Here is an 18020-nt window from a genome sequence, read left to right as displayed (position 1 = left end):
CTCGAGGCTGGGGTAGAGGTGGTAGAAGCCGTCGAAAAGGCTCTTGAAGCCAAAGGCTTGCTGCCAGTCCGCCATTCCTGCGCGCGCCATGCCCGCGCGGTTGTAATGGTTGAACCCGGCGGCGCTCGACATGCCCGAGCCGATGCCGACGATGATGGCGTCGGCATCGTCGATAAGGCTTCGAAGCCTACGCGCTTCTCTTTCTAGGGGTGGCATCGGGCGATCTCCTCGAAAGCCGGGGCCATATCGCCGTCAACGAGAATCGTCTCGCACGAAGCGTCGGGCGCCATGGCCTGGCCGTAGTTGAACACGATGTAGGTGGCGTGCTCGCAGGCGTTCGCGATCTGGGCGAGCATGCGCTTTATGACGCCGTTGTGCAGTCCCACGCCAAGTTCGAGGATGGCGACCCTGCCGTTGCGATGGGCTTGCACAAGACGCGCGAGCTCGTCGAGCTGGGTCATGGCGAGGGCGTCTGGATGGGCGAGACGCCGCTCGTCGATCGACGTGCGTATGCTCCCCTCCGTCTCGAGCACGCGGTTCTCGTTGAACCCTGCGCGTACGAAGTGCCCGTCGATATTGCACGTGATCACGAAGGCGTCGGCGTGCTCTGTAAGACGCCGCAGCCCGTTCATGAGCGGGCTGGGCTCATACTCGACATACTCCTTTTGATGGAACCGCTCGACCCATCGGCTTCGCACGCTGGCATCCGGGGAGGCGAGCCCCTGCAGCATGCAGCCGATGCCGTCGGCCTGAGCGAGGTCGCCGTACGCCTCTCGGAAATGAGCATCGGCGCAGAAGAGGTTGAGCCCCTCTGCCATGTCCAGCCCGTTGCTGGCGCCGATGATGACAAGATCCGCCTCGGAAAGCGCCGTGCCTATGCGAACTGCTTTCACCGTTTCCATGTGCTACCTCCCCAGCGTCTTGCGCACGTCGGCGAGCACGTCGGCGATGTCGGCGCGAACGGCGAGCCCCCGATCCTCGATCGCGCGGGGGAGAAACTGCGTCCTGTTGTTCACGGCGATGTAGCTAGCCTGCGACAACTGCGCCGTGAGGGCCCAGAACGGCTCCTGGATAAACGCGGGCGTCATGCGGCCCACGCCCAGCTCGAGGAAAAGGATCCTCTGCCGCGCGTGCGCGTCGAGCCAGTCGGACACCTTGTGGTACTGCTCCTCGTAGAGCTCGCCCTGCAGGAAGTTGCCGTAGCCGCGAACCCAGGGGAACGCCTCTGCCCCGCAGTGCGGGCAGCGCGGCACGAGCTCTGTCGGAACCTCAAGGCCGTCTCCCATGGCCTCTACCATGTGGGAGACCGGCTCGACCGCGTTCCACACCTCGTCGGTGCAACAGTGGGAGCACTGAAAGAAGCGGTGGTCGCCTTGGATCTCTGCCACTTTCTCCCAGGGATAGAGCTTCACAAACTGCGTGTCCTGGTTGGTGGTGAGCACGAAGAAATCCTTCTCGGCGAGAATGGCGTCGAGGTCCCTGTAGGGCTTGCGCAGCGGGGCGTTGAGCGTGGTGTCGAGGAAGGTGGCGAGGTATCCCCAGCGCGCCTCGGCGGTGGGCCAACGGTAGAACGACCCCTCGAAAGCGCCCTTGAAACCGTAACGCTCGGCGAATTTGCCGAAATGCTTGCGATAGGTTGCGTTGTCTTCGTAGTAGAAGTCGCCGCCGCCTGCCGCGGAGAGACCGGAGGCCCCGCCCACAAGCACGCAATCGGCTTCATCGATCATGCGGGCGACGTCCTCAATTTGCTGCTCGTAGGGCTTAGGCTCGCGGTCACTCAGCTCATAGGGCGTGCCGCCGCTGCGATAGGCGGCCTGAAGGGAAAACGATTGGTTGGTGAGCTCGATAACGAACTGCTCGTACAGAGTCACTGGATACCTTCTTTCAGCTATTATGAACAGGTGTTGATAAAAAGTATCCATGTTGATTTGTGCGAGAGCAATGAACAGCTTCGATGCGCCGTTGATAAACGAACGATTGCCGGGCATTGTCGAGCGTTGCAATTGGAGGGGTAATGGAAGCGGGGAAGATCGATCGTCGCCGACGCTATACACTCTCGGTCATACGGGAGGCGTTCTTCGCGCTGCTGGCCGAGGTCGGCTTCGCGAAGATGACGGTAGCGGATATCTGCCGCCGCGCCGATATCAACCGTGGCACGTTCTATCTGCACTACGAGGACAAGTTCGCCCTGCTCGACGCGCTTATCGACGAGGCCTTGGCGGCGGTGCCGCCGCTCGAGGGAACGGAGGCGGGTGCCCTCTGCCAGCGTCCGCCGGCAAACGATGACTATTATCTGCTCTACTCGGATGACGACGCGTACGCCCGGGTGGCACAGCGCGTCGTCGAGCGCGGCGCCGAGCAGATGGTTCCCTCGATCATGGAGGAGACTGGGCTTTCGCGCGAGGACGCCTATCTGCTCTTCGTCCACAACGTCCAGGGAAATCTCGCGGTCAACCGCCTGCTCGGTTGGAGGCGAGGGCCCGAGTTTGCCCACGCTCAGGAGCTGCTCAGCGCCTATTCCGAAGGGGGCATGCGGGCGGTATCGGCTCGTCACGATCCCCGTAGTTGATTTTAACCGCAGGCCATTTCGGGCAGGCGACGTTGCTATGGCCCCTCTTTGGTTTTCGATGTTGTATAAGGCAATTGCAATCGCCTTGAGCTTCTTTAGGGAACTTGAGCAAGAGATATGGCCTGCTGGCGATTGATTAACCCCATTTGTTTTGGTTACAAGAAAAAATGCTGCGCGCCTGCAGCATGAAGGAGAGGGAATCCTATGAATATCGTTGTATTGAGCGGCAGCCCGCGTAAGGGCGCCAATACCGATACCATGGTCGAGGCGTTTGCCGAGACCGCGCGTGAGGGCGGCAATACGGTCGAGGTCGTCCGCGTTGCCAGCAAGAAGATCGCCGGCTGCTTGGGATGCCAGTACTGCTTCGCTCATGAGGGCGTCTGCGTGCAGAAGGATGACATGGTCAACGTGATCGAGTCGCTGAAAGACGCAGATATGGTCGTCTTTGCCTCGCCTATCTACTGGTTCGATATCACTGCGCAGGAGAAGGCTGTCATCGACCGCCTGTACGCCTTCGGTGCTACGGGCTTCCCGTTCACCAAGACGGCCCTTTTGCTCGATAGCCACAGCGAGGGCGTCTATGATGCGGCGATCGCCATGTACAAGTCCACGTGCGCATACTGCAAGTGGGAGGACCAGGGCATTGTCACCATCAGCGGTATGACCGAGCGCGACAGCATGGCCTCCTCGCCCAAGCTGGAAGAGGTGCGAGAGCTCGCTCGCAAGCTCGCCTAAGGGCAAGAAGAGCGCATGGCAATCGGTGTTGGTGGAAATGCTTGCTGTCCTTACCGAGAGATAGGGGCGCATTCCCTCAAGCGCCGTATAGAACAATTTTTAAACGCAGAAAAATAACTGAAAACAAATTAATCCGCGTTAAAATATTGTCAAACAGAAGTTAATGAGGGAAGGTTGCGTATGCGTCGCAAGGCAGACGAGCTACTTAGGGAATGGCGAGACAGAGCTGATAGAAAACCTTTGCTGGTCAAAGGCGTGCGCCAGTGTGGCAAGACCTATTTGCTCAGAACGTACGCCCAGGATCTTTTCGAATCGGTTGTCTACGTTAATCTTGAGAACGACCGGTCGGCGCGAGCGGATTTTTCGGGCGGTCTTGACCCTCATTCGATTGTGCGCGCGATCGAGGCTCGTACGGGACAGCGTATCGTGCCTGGCAAAACCTTACTGTTCATTGACGAGATCCAGGCATGCGAGGAAGCGCTCACTTCCCTTAAATACTTTTGCGAAGATGCTCCCGAGTATTACGTTGCGGCTGCCGGGTCGCTTCTTGGGGTTGCCATTAACCATCAGTCGTATTCGTTCCCCGTCGGAAAGACCGACTTGATCGAGATGACTCCACTCGATTTCGAGGAGTTTCTCTGGGCAATGGGGCACGATCAGCTGGTCGATGAGATACGCTCGTCATTCGAGTTAATGGGTCCTCTTGCGCCAAGCCTTCATGAAAAGGCGCTTAGGCTCTATCGACAGTATCTTGTTGTTGGCGGAATGCCCGAGGCGGTCCAAACGTATATCGATGATCAGTCAATCATTGATGTGGCCGAAAAGCATCGGATTATTCTCGACGGATATTCCGCCGACACCAATAAATATGCTGATGAACGCTTGAGCGCAAAGACGCGTGCGTGCTTCGATTCCATTCCACAGCAGCTTGCCAAAGAGAATCGCAAATTTCAATACAAGGTAGTGCGAGCGGGGGGCAATGCGTCTCTCTTTGGAGATGCTCTCGACTGGCTTGTATTGTCGGGTACGGTGGCGCGCTGCAGCCTAGTCGGGCAGATCGAAAGCCCTTTAGAGGCCTTCGTTAACCCTTCTGCTTTTAAAATCTATCAGGCGGATACAGGGCTGCTCGTCTCCAAGGCCGGTGCTCAACGCGCCGATATTCTTGCCGGCATCGGCGGCACATTCATGGGTGCACTTACCGAAAACTACGTCGCCCAACAGCTTTCAGCCATGGGCTATCCGCTGCATTATTGGGCGCGAGATAATCGTGCGGAAATCGACTTTGTAGTAGAGAAGCAGGGATGCTTGTCTGCGATTGAAGTCAAGGCGGGAGAGAACACAAGATCTCGAAGCCTGTCCTCACTTAAAAAGACCCATCCGGGCGTACGCCTTATCAGGCTATCGACTAAGCCCTTTGGAATGAATGATGGGCTTATGTCTGTTCCACTTTATGCGGCATTTTGTCTATAGGGATGATGCTGGTGTAATGCATGGGGCCCAGGGCGCAGCGTTTACTGCGCTCCGGGCCCCGCTGCTTAGTTAAACCATGACGGTTTGGTCGCCGTCGTCCTAGTCAAACAAACTCGGCATGTCGTTTTCCTTCATGAGGGCACCGGCAGAGGGCAGGCTCTGCGCGGTGAACTTCTCGGCCGAGACGCCGGCGCCAAGAATCTCCTCGGTCGTGCCGACAGTGGTGACCGAGCGGCCCTTCTTGGCCGTGAAAGCCTGGACGCCCTGCGTGTTGGTGGTCGTCTTGGTCTTGAGCAGCGACGTGTTGAAGTTCATCAGGCGGTAGTCGCTCGAGACCAGCGCGAGGTCGCGGTCTTCCTTGAGCACCTGCGCATACAGCAGCTTGCTGCCGCCGTAGATGGCGTTCTTAAGGCGCTTGCGGTTGGTCTTGGTAGCGTATCCAGAAAGCGCGACACGCACCACGCGGCCGTTCTCAAAGACGAACAGCACGTCGGCCTTGTAGTCCTCGGGGTCGATGACCCAGATGACGCTCTCGTCGGGTTCCATCTCAAGATCGGTCGGAAGGTACGAGCCCAGCTGGGCCGACTTGGTGTCCTCAAACGCCGCGACCTTGCACTTGTACACCTGGCTCTTGTTGGTAAAGACCAGCAGCTCGTGGGTGTTGGAGGACGGGAACTCGATAAAGGGTTTGTCGCCGTCCTTGTACTTGAGCGTGGTCGCCTTCTTGAGCACGCGGTCCGTCATCTTCTTTAGGTAGCCATCGCGCGAGAGCATGATGGTGACCGGGTACTCCTCGACCTCGGGCTCCAAGCTTACCTCGATAACCTCATGGGGCTCGATCCTGCCCGTGCGGCGCGGCATCACGTACTTCTTGTTGACCGCTGCTAGCTCGTCGCTGATGACCTTCTTGATGTTCTCCTCGCTGGAGAGGATCTCCTCAAGCTCGGCAATCTCGCCCTCGAGCTTGGCGATGTCCTTGGTGCGGTTGAGAATGTACTCTTCGTTGATGTTGCGGAGCTTGAGCTCGGCAACAAACTCGGCCTGGGTCTCGTCGATGTCGAAACCCTTCATAAGGTTGGGCACGACCTCGGCCTCGAGCTTAGTGCCGCGGATGATGGCGATGGCCTTGTCGATGTCGAGCAGAATTGCCTCGAGGCCGTGCAGCAGGTGCAGACGCTCGGACTTTTTGCCCAGGTCAAAGTTAATGCGGCGACGCGTGGACTCAATACGCCACTTGACCCACTCGTGCAGGATCTGGCGCACGCCCATAACGCGGGGATAGCCGTCGACCAGCACGTTAAAGTTGCACGAGAACGAATCCTGCAGCGTGGTCGAGCGATAGAGCTTCGCCATGAGCTTGTCGGGGTCGACACCGCGCTTAAGGTCGATGGCGATGCGCAGACCCGAGAGGTCGGTCTCGTCGCGGATGTCGGCAATCTCCTTGACCTTGCCCTCTTTGGAGAGCTTGACGATGCGCTCGATGATGACATCGGTTTTGGTGGTGTAGGGGATCTCGTAGACCTCGATGATGCGCTCTTCGGGAATCCAGCGCCAGCGGGAGCGGATCTGGAAGCTGCCAAGGCCGGTCTCGATTATCTTTTCCATCTCCTCGCGGCGGTAGATAATTTCGCCGCCGGTCGAGAAGTCGGGCATGGGCATGTATTCGAGCAGGTCGCAGTCGGGATCCTGCAGGTAATGCATTGTGGCGGTACAGACCTCGTTGAGGTTGAAACCGCAGATATCGGATGCCATGGCGACGCCGATGCCCTTGTTGGCCGAGACGAGGATGTTGGGGAACGTGGTGGGCAGCAGGCGTGGCTCCTTCATGGCGCCGTCGTAGCTGTCGACGAAGTCGACCGGGTCCTTGTCGATGTCCTTGAAGATCTCGGCGCTAATGGGGGAGAGCTTGGCCTCGGTATAGCGCGAGGCGGCGTAGCTCAGGTCGCCCGAATAGTACTTGCCAAAGTTGCCCTTCGACTCAACGAAGGGGGCGAGCAACGCCTCGTTGCCGGTGGCCAGGCGCACCATCGTCTCGTAGATCGCGGCGTCGCCGTGCGGGTTGAGCTTCATGGTCTGGCCCACGATGTTGGCGCTCTTCTGGCGCTCGCCCTTGAGCAGACCCATCTTGTACATGGTGTAGAGCAGCTTGCGGTGCGAGGGCTTAAAGCCGTCAATCTCGGGGAACGCACGCGAGACGTTGACGCTCATAGCGTAGGGCATGTAGTTGACCTCGAGCGTCTGCGTGATCGGCTGATCGGTGACCTCGGAGTGCAGGCCGATGACGTTCTCGGCGTTGACCTGCTTTTTCTTGGGCTGGTTCTTCGTCTTCTTCTTTGCCACGATTTCCTCTTGAACTTCTTATGGGCCGTCGTTATCGATTTGCTGCTACTGCAGGTCCAGCTGGTCCAGGTATTCCTTGCCGTGCTCGGAGATGTGACGCTTGCGGCCCGTCTCGTCGTTGCCCAGCAACAGGTTGAACATGGTCTCCATCTTGGTGACGTCCTCGGGTTCTACCTTGATCAGGCGGCGCGTCTCGGGGTTCATGGTGGTGAGCCACATCATGTCCGGATCGTTCTCACCAAGACCCTTGGAGCGGTTGATCGAGCACTTCTGGTCGCCAATCTCCTTGAGGATGCCGTTCTTCTCGAGCTCGGTGTAGGCAAAGTAGGTCTTCTCTTTGCAGTTGATCTCGTAGAGCGGCGACTCGGCGATATACACGTAGCCCTCGTCGATAAGCGTGGGCACCAGGCGATAGAGCATGGTGAGCACAAGCGTGCGGATGTGATAACCGTCGACGTCGGCGTCCGTACAGATAATGACCTTGTTCCAGTTGAGATTATCCAGGTCAAAAGCACCGAGGTTCTTGATGCGCTTGTCCTTGATCTCTACGCCGCAGCCCAGCACGCGCATGAGGTCCATGATGATGTCGGACTTAAAGATGCGCGGGTAGTCCTCTTTCAGACAGTTGAGGATCTTGCCTCGGACGGGCATAACACCCTGGAACTCGGCATCGCGCGAGGTGCGGATGGCGCCTGCTGCCGAGTCGCCCTCTACGATGTAGATCTCGCGACGGCTCTTGTCCTTGGAGCGGCAGTCGATGAACTTCTGCACGCGGTTGGCCATGTCGGTCTTCTGCTGCAGATTGGTCTTGATGCTCTGGCGCGTCTTCTCGGCGTTCTCGCGCGAGCGCTTGTTGATGAGCACCTGCTCCATGATCTTGTTGGCGGCGTCTTTGTTCTCGATCAGATAGGTCGAGAGGCGCTCCTTAAAGAATGCCGTCATCGCCTGCTGGATAAAGCGGTTATTGATGGCCTTCTTAGTCTGGTTTTCGTAGGACGTCTGGGTGGAGAAGCAGTTGGTCACCAGCACCAGACAGTCCTGGACGTCCTGCCACTTAATGCCGCTCTCGTTTTTGTTGTACTTGCCCTGTTGCTTGATGTAGGCATCGATGGCGCTGGTCAGAGCACTACGGGCGGCCTTTTCGGGCGAACCGCCGTTCTCGAGCCATGACGAGTTGTGGTAGTACTCCTGCATCATGAAGGTGCGCGAGAAGCACATGCACGCGGTGATCTTGACGTTGTAATCGGGCAGGTCCTCGCGGTCGCGACCGCGACGGTCAGCCTCGATAAAGAAGGGCTCGGTAAGGTAGTCGGTACCGACCTTCTCGAGCACGTAGTCCTCGATGCCCTTGGGATAGCAAAAATCCTCTTCGGAAAACTCGCCATCGTCGCCCTCAATGCGCAGGCGGAAGGTCACGTTGGCGTTGACCACGGCCTGGCGGCGCATGGTCTCGCGATACCAGTCGTGGGGAATGCTGATCGAGGTAAAGACCTCAAGATCGGGGCGCCACTTGATGGTGGTGCCGGTGCGGTCCTCGTCGCTGGGCTCGATCTCAAGCGCTTTCTTTTTGGCGCCAACGACCTTGCCTTTCTTAAAGTGCAGGGAGTACTTGTTGCCGTCGCGCCAAACCGTGACGTCCATGTACTCGGATGCGTACTGGGTCGCGCACGAGCCCAGGCCGTTGGTACCGAGCGAGAAGTCGTAGTCGCCGCCCTGGTTGTTGTTGTATTTGCCACCTGCGTAGAGCTCGCAAAAGACGAGCTCCCAGTTAAAGCGCTTCTCGGAGGGGTTCCAGTCGAGCGGGCAGCCGCGGCCGTTGTCCTCTACCTGAATGGAACCATCGCGAAAGGCGGTAAGGGTGATGAGCTTGCCGTAGCCCTGGCGCGCCTCGTCAACGGCGTTGGACAGGATCTCGAAGGCGGCATGCGCGCAGCCGTCGAGTCCGTCCGAGCCAAAGATAACGGCGGGGCGCAGGCGTACGCGCTCCTCGTCCTTGAGCTGACGAATACTGTCGTTACCATAGTTTGCGGTGTTTTTTGCCATGCTCGCTCTCTCGATGCTCCTTTGCTGCGTTGTAGTCATATAGATAGTCAAGGTAGCATAGCCCAGGCCTCGGACGATTCCAACTAACACGAATTCCATCGAACGCGCGTTCGGAGTCGGTGACCTTTAGCTTCTGCGGTCATTCCCTGCGCGGCGTGGTGCTCGTGTTAAAACCGTGGCTTATCGGCTGGTAGAATTGCCGCATCAAGACTGCATGTTGTTTGAGGGGGCGCAATGACTGAGAAAGAGAAGATGGAGCGCGGGGAGTGGCATGATGCCAACTTTGACGAGGAGCTCCTGGCGCAACGCGCAAAGGCGGAGGCGCTCTGCTATGACTTTAATATGGCAAAACCCGGAAGCGACGCGCAGCTTGACGCTTTGAAATCCTTGCTCGATACCGATCTTCCGCAAGGGCTGACGGTCCTTTCGCCTGCCTACTTTGACTACGGGAGCAAGACGAGCTTTGGTGAGGGCTGCTTTGTAAACCATGGCTGCTACTTTATGGACGGCGGCTCTATCACCTTTGGTGGCAACGTGTTTATCGGGCCGTTTTGCGGCTTCTACACCGCTTCGCACCCCCTAAAGGCAAAGGACCGCAACTTGGGTCTCGAGAAGGCTCTGCCTATTGTTGTAGGCGATAACTGCTGGTTTGGCGCGAACGTATCCGTGTTGCAGGGGGTTACCATCGGCAGCGGTTGCGTAATTGCCGCGGGCAGCGTCGTGACGGAAGACCTTCCGGACAACGTGGTGGCGGCAGGCGTTCCCGCGGTCGTCAAGAAGATCATCGAACAATAACGGAGCTATTAAACGATGGGGCACGCATGGTTCCGGCAAATCCGGTTATTGGCGTGCGCGTTGGCCATGCTGATAAGTTCCACTTACTCGGGTCCTTCCGACTCGGTTTTGTCCGAGTAAGATTGAATAGCGAATCGAAATTGTTATGTCCACATGGCGATGGCGGACATGGTTTCCATAATGACAGATATAGTTGACATCTTGTGAAGGATGCAATATATTTCTGTCATGTTGCAACGGATATCTGTCCATTACTACGAAAGGAACTCCATGCCGGGCAAAAAGAACCTACGCATGAAGGCGGCACGCGCGGCGGCTGGCCTTTCGCAAGCTGACTTAGCCCAAGCCGTGGGCGTTACGCGCCAAACCATCGGCCTTATCGAGGCGGGCGGCTACAACCCCACGCTCAATTTGTGCGTGGCAATCTGTAAGGCGCTGCGCGTTACGTTGAACGACTTGTTTTGGGAAGACGAAACCGACGCCGACCCTAATGCTCTTTAGGAGTTCACTATGAAATATGAAGATCTGAAAATCGTGCAAAAGTGGCGTGAATATGCCGGCCCAAAGGATGAACGCCTGGAGGCTGAGAACGCGAAGATCTACAAGATTGGCTTCGTGCTGCTTTCGTTTGGCATGTTGATGATCTTTTTCTACCAGTTTATAGCTCGACAGGTTACGTGGGTTCACAGCGACGCTAGTGAAATGCCGCATGGCTTTGCAACGCCGTTCGAGGCAGCCATGTATTTGTGGCTCGTTCTCGTGATGTTGATTTGCGCAGGACTGCAAACGCGGAAGGGCTATGTCGATACCAATCGTTTTGGGCAAACCGAGCATCTTCCTGTTGGATATTTCCTGCTTGTCAGCGGTCTTAGCGGCGCCGCGTTCGCGCTTGTTATTGCCGCAATGCGCTGTATCGCTGAGGCGCAGATCGTACCGCTCGAAAGCGTCTTTTGGTTGGCGAACCTGGTCACGGGCGTGTTCTGCGGTGCGACGATTTTCGCGGCCACGTTTGCTGTCCTGTGCGCAACGTTTTTCACGGCGAAAAGACGCCGTGCCAAGCTCGAGGCAGAACTCGACTCCTCAGACGACATTTAATGCGCAATGGGCTGGCTCTGGGTATTCAGAACCAGCCCATTTTGATGTTCGATGAGCCGAGTCGGCGCCTCTCACAAAAGTAACTAGGAGCTAGCGAGGCCTATCCGAATTGTCCTCATTGGCGGTGTCTTTTTCGAGCGCCGTGCGGCGGGCGCTGTAGGCGACAAGGCCGGCGCCTGCAGCGGCGAGTGCTGCAGCGGCTGCCGTAAGGGGAGCGTTGACATCGCCCGTGCCCGCAAGTGCGCCCGCTTTTCCGGAGCGCTTGTTATTGCCGTGGTCCTTGCCGCTGCCGGAGCTGCTTCCGCCGGAGCCGCCGCCCTCGTCAGTACCGCCGCCACTCGAGCTACCATCGCCGTCTGCTGTCATCGGGGCGTCGTGAAGTCCTGTCGTATCCGCGCTGTCGCATACGCCGACCTGAACTTCTGAGCGTTCGCATGCCGCGTCGGGCACATGAAGCTCGTGCAGAACGGCACTCAGCGCCGAGTTTGCGCCCGGTCGGATCTCCTCGAGCGTTACGGGGTCGAGCGCCACCAGATTACGCGCCTTCGCATACAGCGTGACGCGTTTGCCCACTTCGTCGCTCCAGCTCTCGGGGATGGCGAAGCTCATGCGGAACTGTGCCGTGCAACCCGGTGCCAGCACGGCGTTGCCGTTGTCGGCTACCAGCGGGTGCGTTGCAAAACGTGCGCCCAGCGTCTCGAGCGCGTACTTTACGTGTGCCATGTCGTTGGCCGAAGCGTCTTCGGCAAGCTCTGGATCGTAGATCGAAGCCATGCGTGCGTTCGCTCCGAATCCGATGGATGCGCTGGAGAACGGCTGGCTGGAGCCCTCTCGGTACAGATCGATTGTGCCGGCAGTCAGCAAAGTGTTGCCGTCGTTTCGCACCGTGACCATGAAGGATTCGCCTGCTGCTCCGGGCACCACCGCGCCCGAGGTAGCGACCGCGCCCGTCGGAGTGGCACACGCCACCAGAGGCACTTCGATGCCGTGCAGCTCTGCCTCGCTCTTCTCCGCGCTCACAATGTGCGTGGCGAGCGCGGAGAGCATGCCTCCCGACGTCAAAAATGTCGTTATCTGATCGACGGGATGGTCCAGCTCGCACATCACGAACGGCTCCGTGAACAGATCACCTGCCAAGGTGCTGGCGAAGATGCGGAAGTGCTTGCCCATCACTGCTACCGGGTTGCCTTCTTCGTCGTAGGTTTGCCCCACCTTGCCATCGGTGTTCTCTATATAGAGCGCGCACCTGCCGTTGTTGCTTACGCTAAACGATGCCGGGCCACAGCCTGCGGCACCCACGGGCTGCGTTGCAAATGCCGATGCGCCTCGCGTCCAAGTAATATGCTGCAGCTGCTCGTTGACGGTGGCCAAAAAGCCCGAATGTTGTGGCCACGGCACCGCATGGGGCACCGTGGCGTCTGGTGGCATAACGCCCCAGCCCGCAATGGACTGGCCGATCACGGCGTACGATGCGCAGCCGCAACCGTCTGCGGTCTCGTACGCAACGGGCACCACCATTTTGCCGTTGATATTCTCGGGCTCGCTCAGCTCGATACTCGACGGTGCTTGCGGAAAGCGAAGAACTTGGCGGAACGTCAGGCTGTCGCCCGAAACGTCCGACCACAGGGTAAAGCATTCCAGCGCAACCTCGGCCTCGCTGCCGAGCGCCTTCTCTGCGGTGGTTCCGCGGCGGTGGAGGTAGGCACCCGACAGGCGTCCGTCGACCAGCGTCTTGCCTACCGTGATGCGCGGGCACTGCAGGCAATGGTAGCCATCCTCTTGCAGGCGGCCGCGCGAGATGCTGCGCCATGACGTATGCGACACCACGCGGATCTCGTCATTACTTATGCGCAGGCGCACAACGGACAGTATGCCGGCTGTGCTTGCCGTATCGAAAAGGGTGTTGTCGCCGGCGGGGCGCTCGCCCGAGACCAGCAGCACGTAGGCGTCCTGGTTTCCTCTTCCGTCCGTATATTCCACCACGTCGAAGTCGTAATCGAATATGCCGTTGCGCTCCACGTCGCCCTCGCCAAACCCAAGGGGAAAGTCCACGGGCGTGGGAGCGGACCACGTGCCGTTTGCCTTTGTGTGCACCACCAGGCGCGAGCGGCCATTGTCGCCGTAGCGCACCGAGGCGATACGGAACAAGCATTCTACGCCGGCAATCATCGTTAGCTTCATGTGGGCTTCGCTGAGCACGCCGGAAAACAGCACGTTGTCGCTCGAGGGTTTTATGCCGCCACGCTCGTCCTCCGACACGCCGGCAGAATTGGCGTTCGGGTCCGCAACGGCGTTCGTTGACTGACCGATGTAGGTGTACTCATACATCGGTGCGGCATTTTCGTCGTTCTCTATCAGCGCATGGACGAAATGTTCGACCTGTCCCGTGTCGTCGCTCTCCGCGTTCGCCTCGAGCTCAATGCGCGTGACCGTTTGATCCCAATCGCGCACGACAGGCGCGGCGTTTACGGCAGTGGCCTTAACCTCGGCGCGTGCGAGCAGCTCGGCGTTGGTGACGATGGTGGCCGATGCGATAAACTGCGGCACACCACCTGCCTCGGCGTTGCCGGCCGAGCCGAAGCAGGCATCCAACGTATAAGGCGTATTTCCACCCAATGCCAGCTCAGAGCGCTGGAGTACATACTGGTCGCCATTGTTCACCGACATATTCCACGAATCGATGAGTGTGGGCCACGACCCCGACCAAGCCTTGGTGGTCCACTTGAACATTACGAACTGGAGTATCACATCGACATCGACGTCTGCACCCACGCGCAGCCGCGGAAGCTGGTGTCCATCTGCCTTCTCGTACCCAATGAACAGCGTGAGGGATGCGGCACCGCGCACGGCAGACGAAGCGACGCCTGCAACGCCGGCTCCAAAGGTGACGGCAAGCCCGATCTGGATGGTGAACGAGCCCGACGTGTTGGAATAGTCGAGCGAAATGTTCTTGAAAAACGCCGCGCCGCTGCCGTGCGTGTGGGCAGCCACAGCGAGCGCCAGCTTCGCCAGCACCCAAGGGTTGACGTTTAGGAAAAATGGCACCGGTCCTAGGGTAAACTGCTCGGTCCAATTGAGGTCAGTTCTTACCTGGAAGAGGGCCTTAATATTGCCGTATGCGGGGTCGTTGTTGTTACCCCAGGTTTTGCCCACCCAATCGTAGGCGAGCGAGCCGTACAGCTGTGTGGCGATATCCATCGTGAACAGCGGCGTCAATGGTGGCGAAGGAGCTTGGTGTTTCTTGGATCGGTGCCCGAACCGGCACTCATACTTTTGTACTGATTCCACTTCCCCTCCATTTCGTCGAGGTAGCGGTTTGCCTGCTTGGCGCCCGACTCGCGCGGTGACTTCTTCCAGTACTCCGGATCCGGATTGCCCGAATCGTTCATATAGCTGGCTGGTTTGTATCCTCCGCCAAACAGCACGTATCCAGCAAACGAGAAATCGAAGAGGATCGGAAATGTGGGCATCCAGCACGTGAACTTATTACCACCGATGCCGGGAAACGATGCGGGGAAATCAAACGGAGTGATCTCTTGGTCCATAGTGGTGGGGACGATAGTGGTCGATCCGGATTCCGCCTTTGCCGCCGGCGCGGTAACAACGGCCATGGGGGAGGAGAGCGTGTAGGTTTTGCCCTGGTAGTCGAGGACAAAGCGCAGCTTGCATCCTTCTTCCAGAAGGCTCGACGCTGCATCGAGGAACTTGTCTTCGAGTGTGAACGTCGCCAGACTATCCGCGCCCGATGCGCTGGCCTTGATCTGACCAATCTGCGTGACGGTTTCGGTTGAGCTGCCCGCAGCGGGCATCACTTTATTGATATGCAATGTTGCCTGCCCGCCCTGCGGCAGATGAGCCTGCACGGTAAAAGCGTGCGTGTCGGGCTGGTCGTTTGCCGCTTCGTCCGCTGGCATTGCCATAAACGTGGCGTCGGCGTACTGGATGTCCCATTCGTCGAACGTGAGCTGGCGGAAGTACGGCTCGCCGTCGGAAAGCGGACGTGTGGGTGCGGTTATGGCGGTGCCGCCCTGGATACGCGCAAGGGGAATCTCGACATCACGGTAGCCCGCCATGCTAATGGAGATGCCGCCGTTAAAGTCGTACGCGTCAAGGAGCGTTGCCTCGTCCACGTAGCCTTCCGAAAGAGGGGCGACCTCAAAGATGGCCGTGCCTTCGTCATCGGTCGTGGCGGTTAGCTGCTTGCCTACGGCATAGCGCGATGTGAGCGTGACCTGGGCACCTGCGATGGGCGTATTCTTGTTGGCGACGTCGACCACGACCACACCAAACATGGTGCGCGAGAGAACGAGCACCTTGAAGGGGTCTTCTTCGTCGGCATAGGCCGCGGTGGGCGCGAACGGCAGCAGGAAGGCATTTTCGCTTCCCGGCACGCGAGGCAACATAATGCTCGCCAGCGAGGACGCTCCAGCAACAAGTAACGAACGGCGATCAAGCATCTTGGGCTCCCATCCCGCAAATATCGGTGGAAATAATCCAATTTTGCGAGAAGACGCTTCGTGGCGGTAGTGCCGTTCAAGGGTCAAAATGTCCAAATTGATCGAGCGAAGCGCCGGGTTCCGGAACGCGTTCGATGCGCTTGGCAGCCCGGTCGCTAACGCAACATGTGCGCGACCAGCTCGGCGCGTGTGCCGATGCCAAGCTTTGCGTATACGCCGGATAGGCGGTTTTTGACGGTGCCCGGCGATACTCCCATATGGCCTGCGATTTCAGCGTTGGTCCATCCGCGGCAGGCGAGCATGGCCATGGTGAACTCTGTGGTCGTTAAATCGTCGGCAACGTCCTCGCCCGAATCGGGGTTGTGGATGCGCCGCCAGCCGTAGCTGAAGCGGTACGTGATCTCGATGATGCGTGCGAAGTCGTCAGGGTATTGCGTTTTTAGGCATGCCTCGATGAGCCCCTGCAAAAGGCCGTGGTGCTCGCCAATGAGCTCGATAAGGCCGTCGGGGCGCGCAATGTCCCAAGCGGCTCCAAAATGCGCTTTTGCGGCGTCGATGTCCTTGAGGCTCATGCATGCCATGGAAGCTGCCAGGTGCAGGAACAGTTCCGAGATGGGATAGCTTCCCTGTTTCATAATTAGGGCGTTTTCCGCCATGCCCAGGCTGCGGCCGTATTCGCCGCGCAGATACAAGGCGTGCGCCATCACGTAGCTGGCGAACAGTCGCAGGCCTTCGGGTAGGTGCGCCGCAAGTGGATAAAACTCTTCGGCAGAATACGGGGAAGGCAAGTGCAGCAGGACGCTCGCGGCCGAGGCGAACAGGATATGCGTGGCGTGGACGGCGGGCGATTCCTCGTCGGCCGGCGTATCGAGGATGCCCGCAAGGCACCGGCGGGCGTCGGCGATACGGTTGAGCGACAGACTGGCGTATCCGCAGATAAAGCATGCGGAATAGCGCAGCGCGGGATCGGTGACGTCAAGATAGGGGTGCGCCGTCTTGGCGGCGAGTGCGGCCTGTCCGCGAAAGTACAGCGCTTCTGCCGTGGCGATGGCGCGTGAATCGGGGTCGGAAATGCCTGCAACCGCAGCGTCAATCTGCCCCGGCACAAAGGCGGTGCACATCAACGGCATGGGAACGCATGGGTAGCCATCGCAGTCCATCTTCCATCTCCCAACAGCTGGCAACACTAGCAGCAATTGTACTCTTGTTGCTCGGGACTGGAATTTGTGGGTATCGCCTACGATTGTGCCGAACGTATAAAGGAAGAGTCTATTGGCGATGCTCCCAAGGTGGCTACCGAAGTCTAGCTGACCTTGGGATATAGAAAAACTGCCGCCCCTGCAAAAAGCTCTGTCGCAGCGATGGGAAACGTATCTCGTTCTGCATATAATGAGGTCATATGACGGTGCGTCTGCATACGCGCGGCGCATTTCCATCGAACCGAGAAGGAGCTCTGCATGGATCCCAACAAGCGTCCCGACGACATGGTACGTATCACCACTCCCGAACTTGCCCAGGCGTTCATCGAAGAGCAGGTCGCTGCAATCCGCGAGCAGATCGGCGACAAAAAGGTCCTGCTGGCTCTTTCCGGTGGTGTCGACAGTTCGGTTGTCGCGGCCCTGCTCATCAAGGCCATCGGCAAGCAGCTCATTTGCGTGCATGTTAACCACGGCCTGATGCGCAAGGGCGAGAGCGAGCAGGTCGTCGACGTCTTCAAGAATCAGATGGATGCCAACCTGGTTTACGTTGACGCCACAGATCGCTTCCTGGACAAGCTCGTGGACGTCGAGGATCCCGAGGCCAAGCGTAAGATTATCGGCGCCGAGTTCATTCGCGTGTTCGAGGAGGAGGCCCGCAAGGTTGGCGATGAGGTCAGCTTCCTCGCCCAGGGCACCATCTATCCCGACATCCTGGAGTCCCAAGACGGCGTGAAGGCTCACCACAACGTGGGCGGTCTGCCCGAGGATCTGCAGTTTGAGCTCTGCGAGCCCGTCAAACTGCTGTACAAGGACGAGGTCCGCGTCGTGGGTCGCGAGCTCGGCCTGCCCGAGAATATGGTTGAGCGCCAGCCGTTCCCCGGTCCCGGCCTGGGCGTCCGCTGCCTTGGTGCCATCACCCGCGACCGTCTTGAGGCGCTGCGCGAAGCCGACGCCATCGTGCGCGAGGAGATCGACAAGGCCGGTCTGACCATCTGGCAGTATTTTGCCGTCGTGCCCGACTTCCGCGCAACCGGTGTGCGCGAGGGCAAGCGCGCCTACGATTGGCCCTGCATCATCCGCTGCATCAACACCGTCGATGTCATGACTGCCGAGGTTCCCGAGCTCGACTGGGCGCTACTCAAGCGCATTACCGCCCGCGTCACCGCCGAGGTCCCCGGTATTTGCCGCGTTTGCTACGACCTCACGCCGAAGCCCGTTGGCACGGTCGAGTGGGAGTAAGCTAACTCAGCTGGTAGGCGACGAGAACTAGCAGATGTGACAAAGGGACAGTCCCTTTGTCACATCCTCGATATTATG

Annotated in this window: 14 protein-coding genes and 1 pseudogene; 7 read left to right on the top strand and 8 right to left on the bottom strand. The window is 58.7% G+C overall.

Annotated features, from left to right (window positions below; translation table 11 throughout):
• From DW037_RS09185 to DW037_RS09175, 3 genes and pseudogenes are all read right to left on the bottom strand, one after another.
• Positions 1 to 216: pseudogene (locus tag DW037_RS09185) on the bottom strand (hypothetical protein); the annotation flags it as partial.
• The gene (locus DW037_RS09180; RefSeq protein ID WP_117583298.1) at positions 204 to 902 is read right to left on the bottom strand and encodes a hypothetical protein; all 699 of its coding nucleotides are present in this window, start codon (positions 900 to 902) and stop codon (positions 204 to 206) included. The pseudogene DW037_RS09185 and the gene DW037_RS09180, both read right to left, overlap by 13 nt.
• A 3-nt stretch (positions 903 to 905) precedes the next feature.
• Positions 906 to 1871 carry a Sir2 silent information regulator family NAD-dependent deacetylase gene (locus tag DW037_RS09175; protein WP_199578365.1) on the bottom strand — a complete coding sequence of 322 codons (966 nt, stop codon included), beginning with the start codon at positions 1869 to 1871 and terminating at the stop codon, positions 906 to 908.
• 143 nt (positions 1872 to 2014) lie between these two features.
• Between DW037_RS09175 and DW037_RS09170 the strand changes: the two genes are divergently transcribed.
• The 3 genes from DW037_RS09170 (at position 2015) to DW037_RS09160 (ending at position 4774) form a co-directional block, all read left to right on the top strand.
• Positions 2015 to 2569: a TetR/AcrR family transcriptional regulator gene (locus tag DW037_RS09170; protein WP_117583297.1), complete on the top strand. Its 555-nt coding sequence runs from the start codon at positions 2015 to 2017 to the stop codon at positions 2567 to 2569.
• Positions 2570 to 2773: 204 nt separating this feature from the next.
• Complete coding sequence (locus tag DW037_RS09165; RefSeq protein WP_117583296.1) at positions 2774 to 3304, top strand: flavodoxin family protein; 531 nt, start codon at positions 2774 to 2776, stop codon at positions 3302 to 3304.
• A 180-nt stretch (positions 3305 to 3484) separates the two neighbouring features.
• Positions 3485 to 4774 (top strand): ATP-binding protein, encoded by a 1290-nt coding sequence (locus tag DW037_RS09160; RefSeq protein ID WP_117583295.1) that lies wholly within the window; start codon positions 3485 to 3487, stop codon positions 4772 to 4774.
• A gap of 99 nt (positions 4775 to 4873) precedes the next feature.
• Here DW037_RS09160 and DW037_RS09155 read toward each other — a convergent pair whose 3' ends face one another.
• Together DW037_RS09155 and DW037_RS09150 are read right to left on the bottom strand one after the other, a co-directional pair.
• Positions 4874 to 7114 carry a DNA gyrase subunit A gene (locus DW037_RS09155; protein ID WP_117628862.1) on the bottom strand — a complete coding sequence of 747 codons (2241 nt, stop codon included), beginning with the start codon at positions 7112 to 7114 and terminating at the stop codon, positions 4874 to 4876.
• A 45-nt stretch (positions 7115 to 7159) separates the two neighbouring features.
• A complete protein-coding gene (locus DW037_RS09150; protein ID WP_055252409.1) occupies positions 7160 to 9157 on the bottom strand; it encodes a type IIA DNA topoisomerase subunit B in 1998 nt (665 codons plus the stop codon).
• Between the two features lie 234 nt (positions 9158 to 9391).
• On the opposite strand from DW037_RS09150, the gene DW037_RS09145 reads away from it, so the two are divergent.
• From DW037_RS09145 to DW037_RS09135, 3 genes are all read left to right on the top strand, one after another.
• Complete coding sequence (locus DW037_RS09145) at positions 9392 to 9952, top strand: sugar O-acetyltransferase (protein WP_055252408.1); 561 nt, start codon at positions 9392 to 9394, stop codon at positions 9950 to 9952.
• A gap of 270 nt (positions 9953 to 10222) precedes the next feature.
• A complete protein-coding gene (locus tag DW037_RS09140) occupies positions 10223 to 10453 on the top strand; it encodes a helix-turn-helix transcriptional regulator (protein ID WP_055252407.1) in 231 nt (76 codons plus the stop codon).
• Positions 10454 to 10462: 9 nt separating this feature from the next.
• Positions 10463 to 11047 carry a hypothetical protein gene (locus tag DW037_RS09135; RefSeq protein WP_055252406.1) on the top strand — a complete coding sequence of 195 codons (585 nt, stop codon included), beginning with the start codon at positions 10463 to 10465 and terminating at the stop codon, positions 11045 to 11047.
• A gap of 90 nt (positions 11048 to 11137) precedes the next feature.
• On the opposite strand, the gene DW037_RS09130 is transcribed toward DW037_RS09135, so the two are convergent.
• From DW037_RS09130 to DW037_RS10700, 3 genes are all read right to left on the bottom strand, one after another.
• Positions 11138 to 14245, bottom strand: coding sequence for a hypothetical protein (locus tag DW037_RS09130; protein ID WP_147352021.1), 3108 nt, complete (start codon positions 14243 to 14245; stop codon positions 11138 to 11140).
• Positions 14246 to 14259: 14 nt separating this feature from the next.
• Positions 14260 to 15504, bottom strand: coding sequence for a carboxypeptidase-like regulatory domain-containing protein (locus tag DW037_RS09125; RefSeq protein WP_118373204.1), 1245 nt, complete (start codon positions 15502 to 15504; stop codon positions 14260 to 14262).
• Positions 15505 to 15659: 155 nt separating this feature from the next.
• Entirely contained in the window at positions 15660 to 16664 is a 1005-nt protein-coding gene (locus DW037_RS10700) for a helix-turn-helix transcriptional regulator (RefSeq protein ID WP_199410537.1), read from the bottom strand.
• Between the two features lie 297 nt (positions 16665 to 16961).
• On the opposite strand from DW037_RS10700, the gene guaA reads away from it, so the two are divergent.
• Positions 16962 to 17942, top strand: coding sequence for a glutamine-hydrolyzing GMP synthase (gene guaA, locus DW037_RS09115; protein ID WP_117636923.1), 981 nt, complete (start codon positions 16962 to 16964; stop codon positions 17940 to 17942).
• Positions 17943 to 18020: the final 78 nt, after the last annotated feature.

Source organism: Collinsella sp. AF39-11AT (assembly GCF_003474585.1).
Classification (GTDB): Bacteria; Actinomycetota; Coriobacteriia; order Coriobacteriales; family Coriobacteriaceae; genus Collinsella.
Note: the sequence above shows the minus strand (reverse complement) of the source record. Positions and strands in the feature narration are given on the sequence as shown.

What these genes read in the sequence shown, in the direction of transcription:
- DW037_RS09180 (WP_117583298.1), bottom strand. Translation starts at nt 902, where the DNA reads ATGGAAACGGTGAAAGCAGTTCGCATAGGCACGGCGCTTTCCGAGGCG.
- DW037_RS09170 (WP_117583297.1), top strand. Translation starts at nt 2,015, where the DNA reads ATGGAAGCGGGGAAGATCGATCGTCGCCGACGCTATACACTCTCGGTC.
- DW037_RS09165 (WP_117583296.1), top strand. Translation starts at nt 2,774, where the DNA reads ATGAATATCGTTGTATTGAGCGGCAGCCCGCGTAAGGGCGCCAATACC.
- DW037_RS09160 (WP_117583295.1), top strand. Translation starts at nt 3,485, where the DNA reads ATGCGTCGCAAGGCAGACGAGCTACTTAGGGAATGGCGAGACAGAGCT.
- DW037_RS09150 (WP_055252409.1), bottom strand. Translation starts at nt 9,157, where the DNA reads ATGGCAAAAAACACCGCAAACTATGGTAACGACAGTATTCGTCAGCTC.
- DW037_RS09145 (WP_055252408.1), top strand. Translation starts at nt 9,392, where the DNA reads ATGACTGAGAAAGAGAAGATGGAGCGCGGGGAGTGGCATGATGCCAAC.
- DW037_RS09140 (WP_055252407.1), top strand. Translation starts at nt 10,223, where the DNA reads ATGCCGGGCAAAAAGAACCTACGCATGAAGGCGGCACGCGCGGCGGCT.
- DW037_RS09135 (WP_055252406.1), top strand. Translation starts at nt 10,463, where the DNA reads ATGAAATATGAAGATCTGAAAATCGTGCAAAAGTGGCGTGAATATGCC.
- DW037_RS09130 (WP_147352021.1), bottom strand. Translation starts at nt 14,245, where the DNA reads ATGGATATCGCCACACAGCTGTACGGCTCGCTCGCCTACGATTGGGTG.
- DW037_RS09125 (WP_118373204.1), bottom strand. Translation starts at nt 15,504, where the DNA reads ATGCTTGATCGCCGTTCGTTACTTGTTGCTGGAGCGTCCTCGCTGGCG.
- DW037_RS10700 (WP_199410537.1), bottom strand. Translation starts at nt 16,664, where the DNA reads ATGGACTGCGATGGCTACCCATGCGTTCCCATGCCGTTGATGTGCACC.
- guaA (WP_117636923.1), top strand. Translation starts at nt 16,962, where the DNA reads ATGGATCCCAACAAGCGTCCCGACGACATGGTACGTATCACCACTCCC.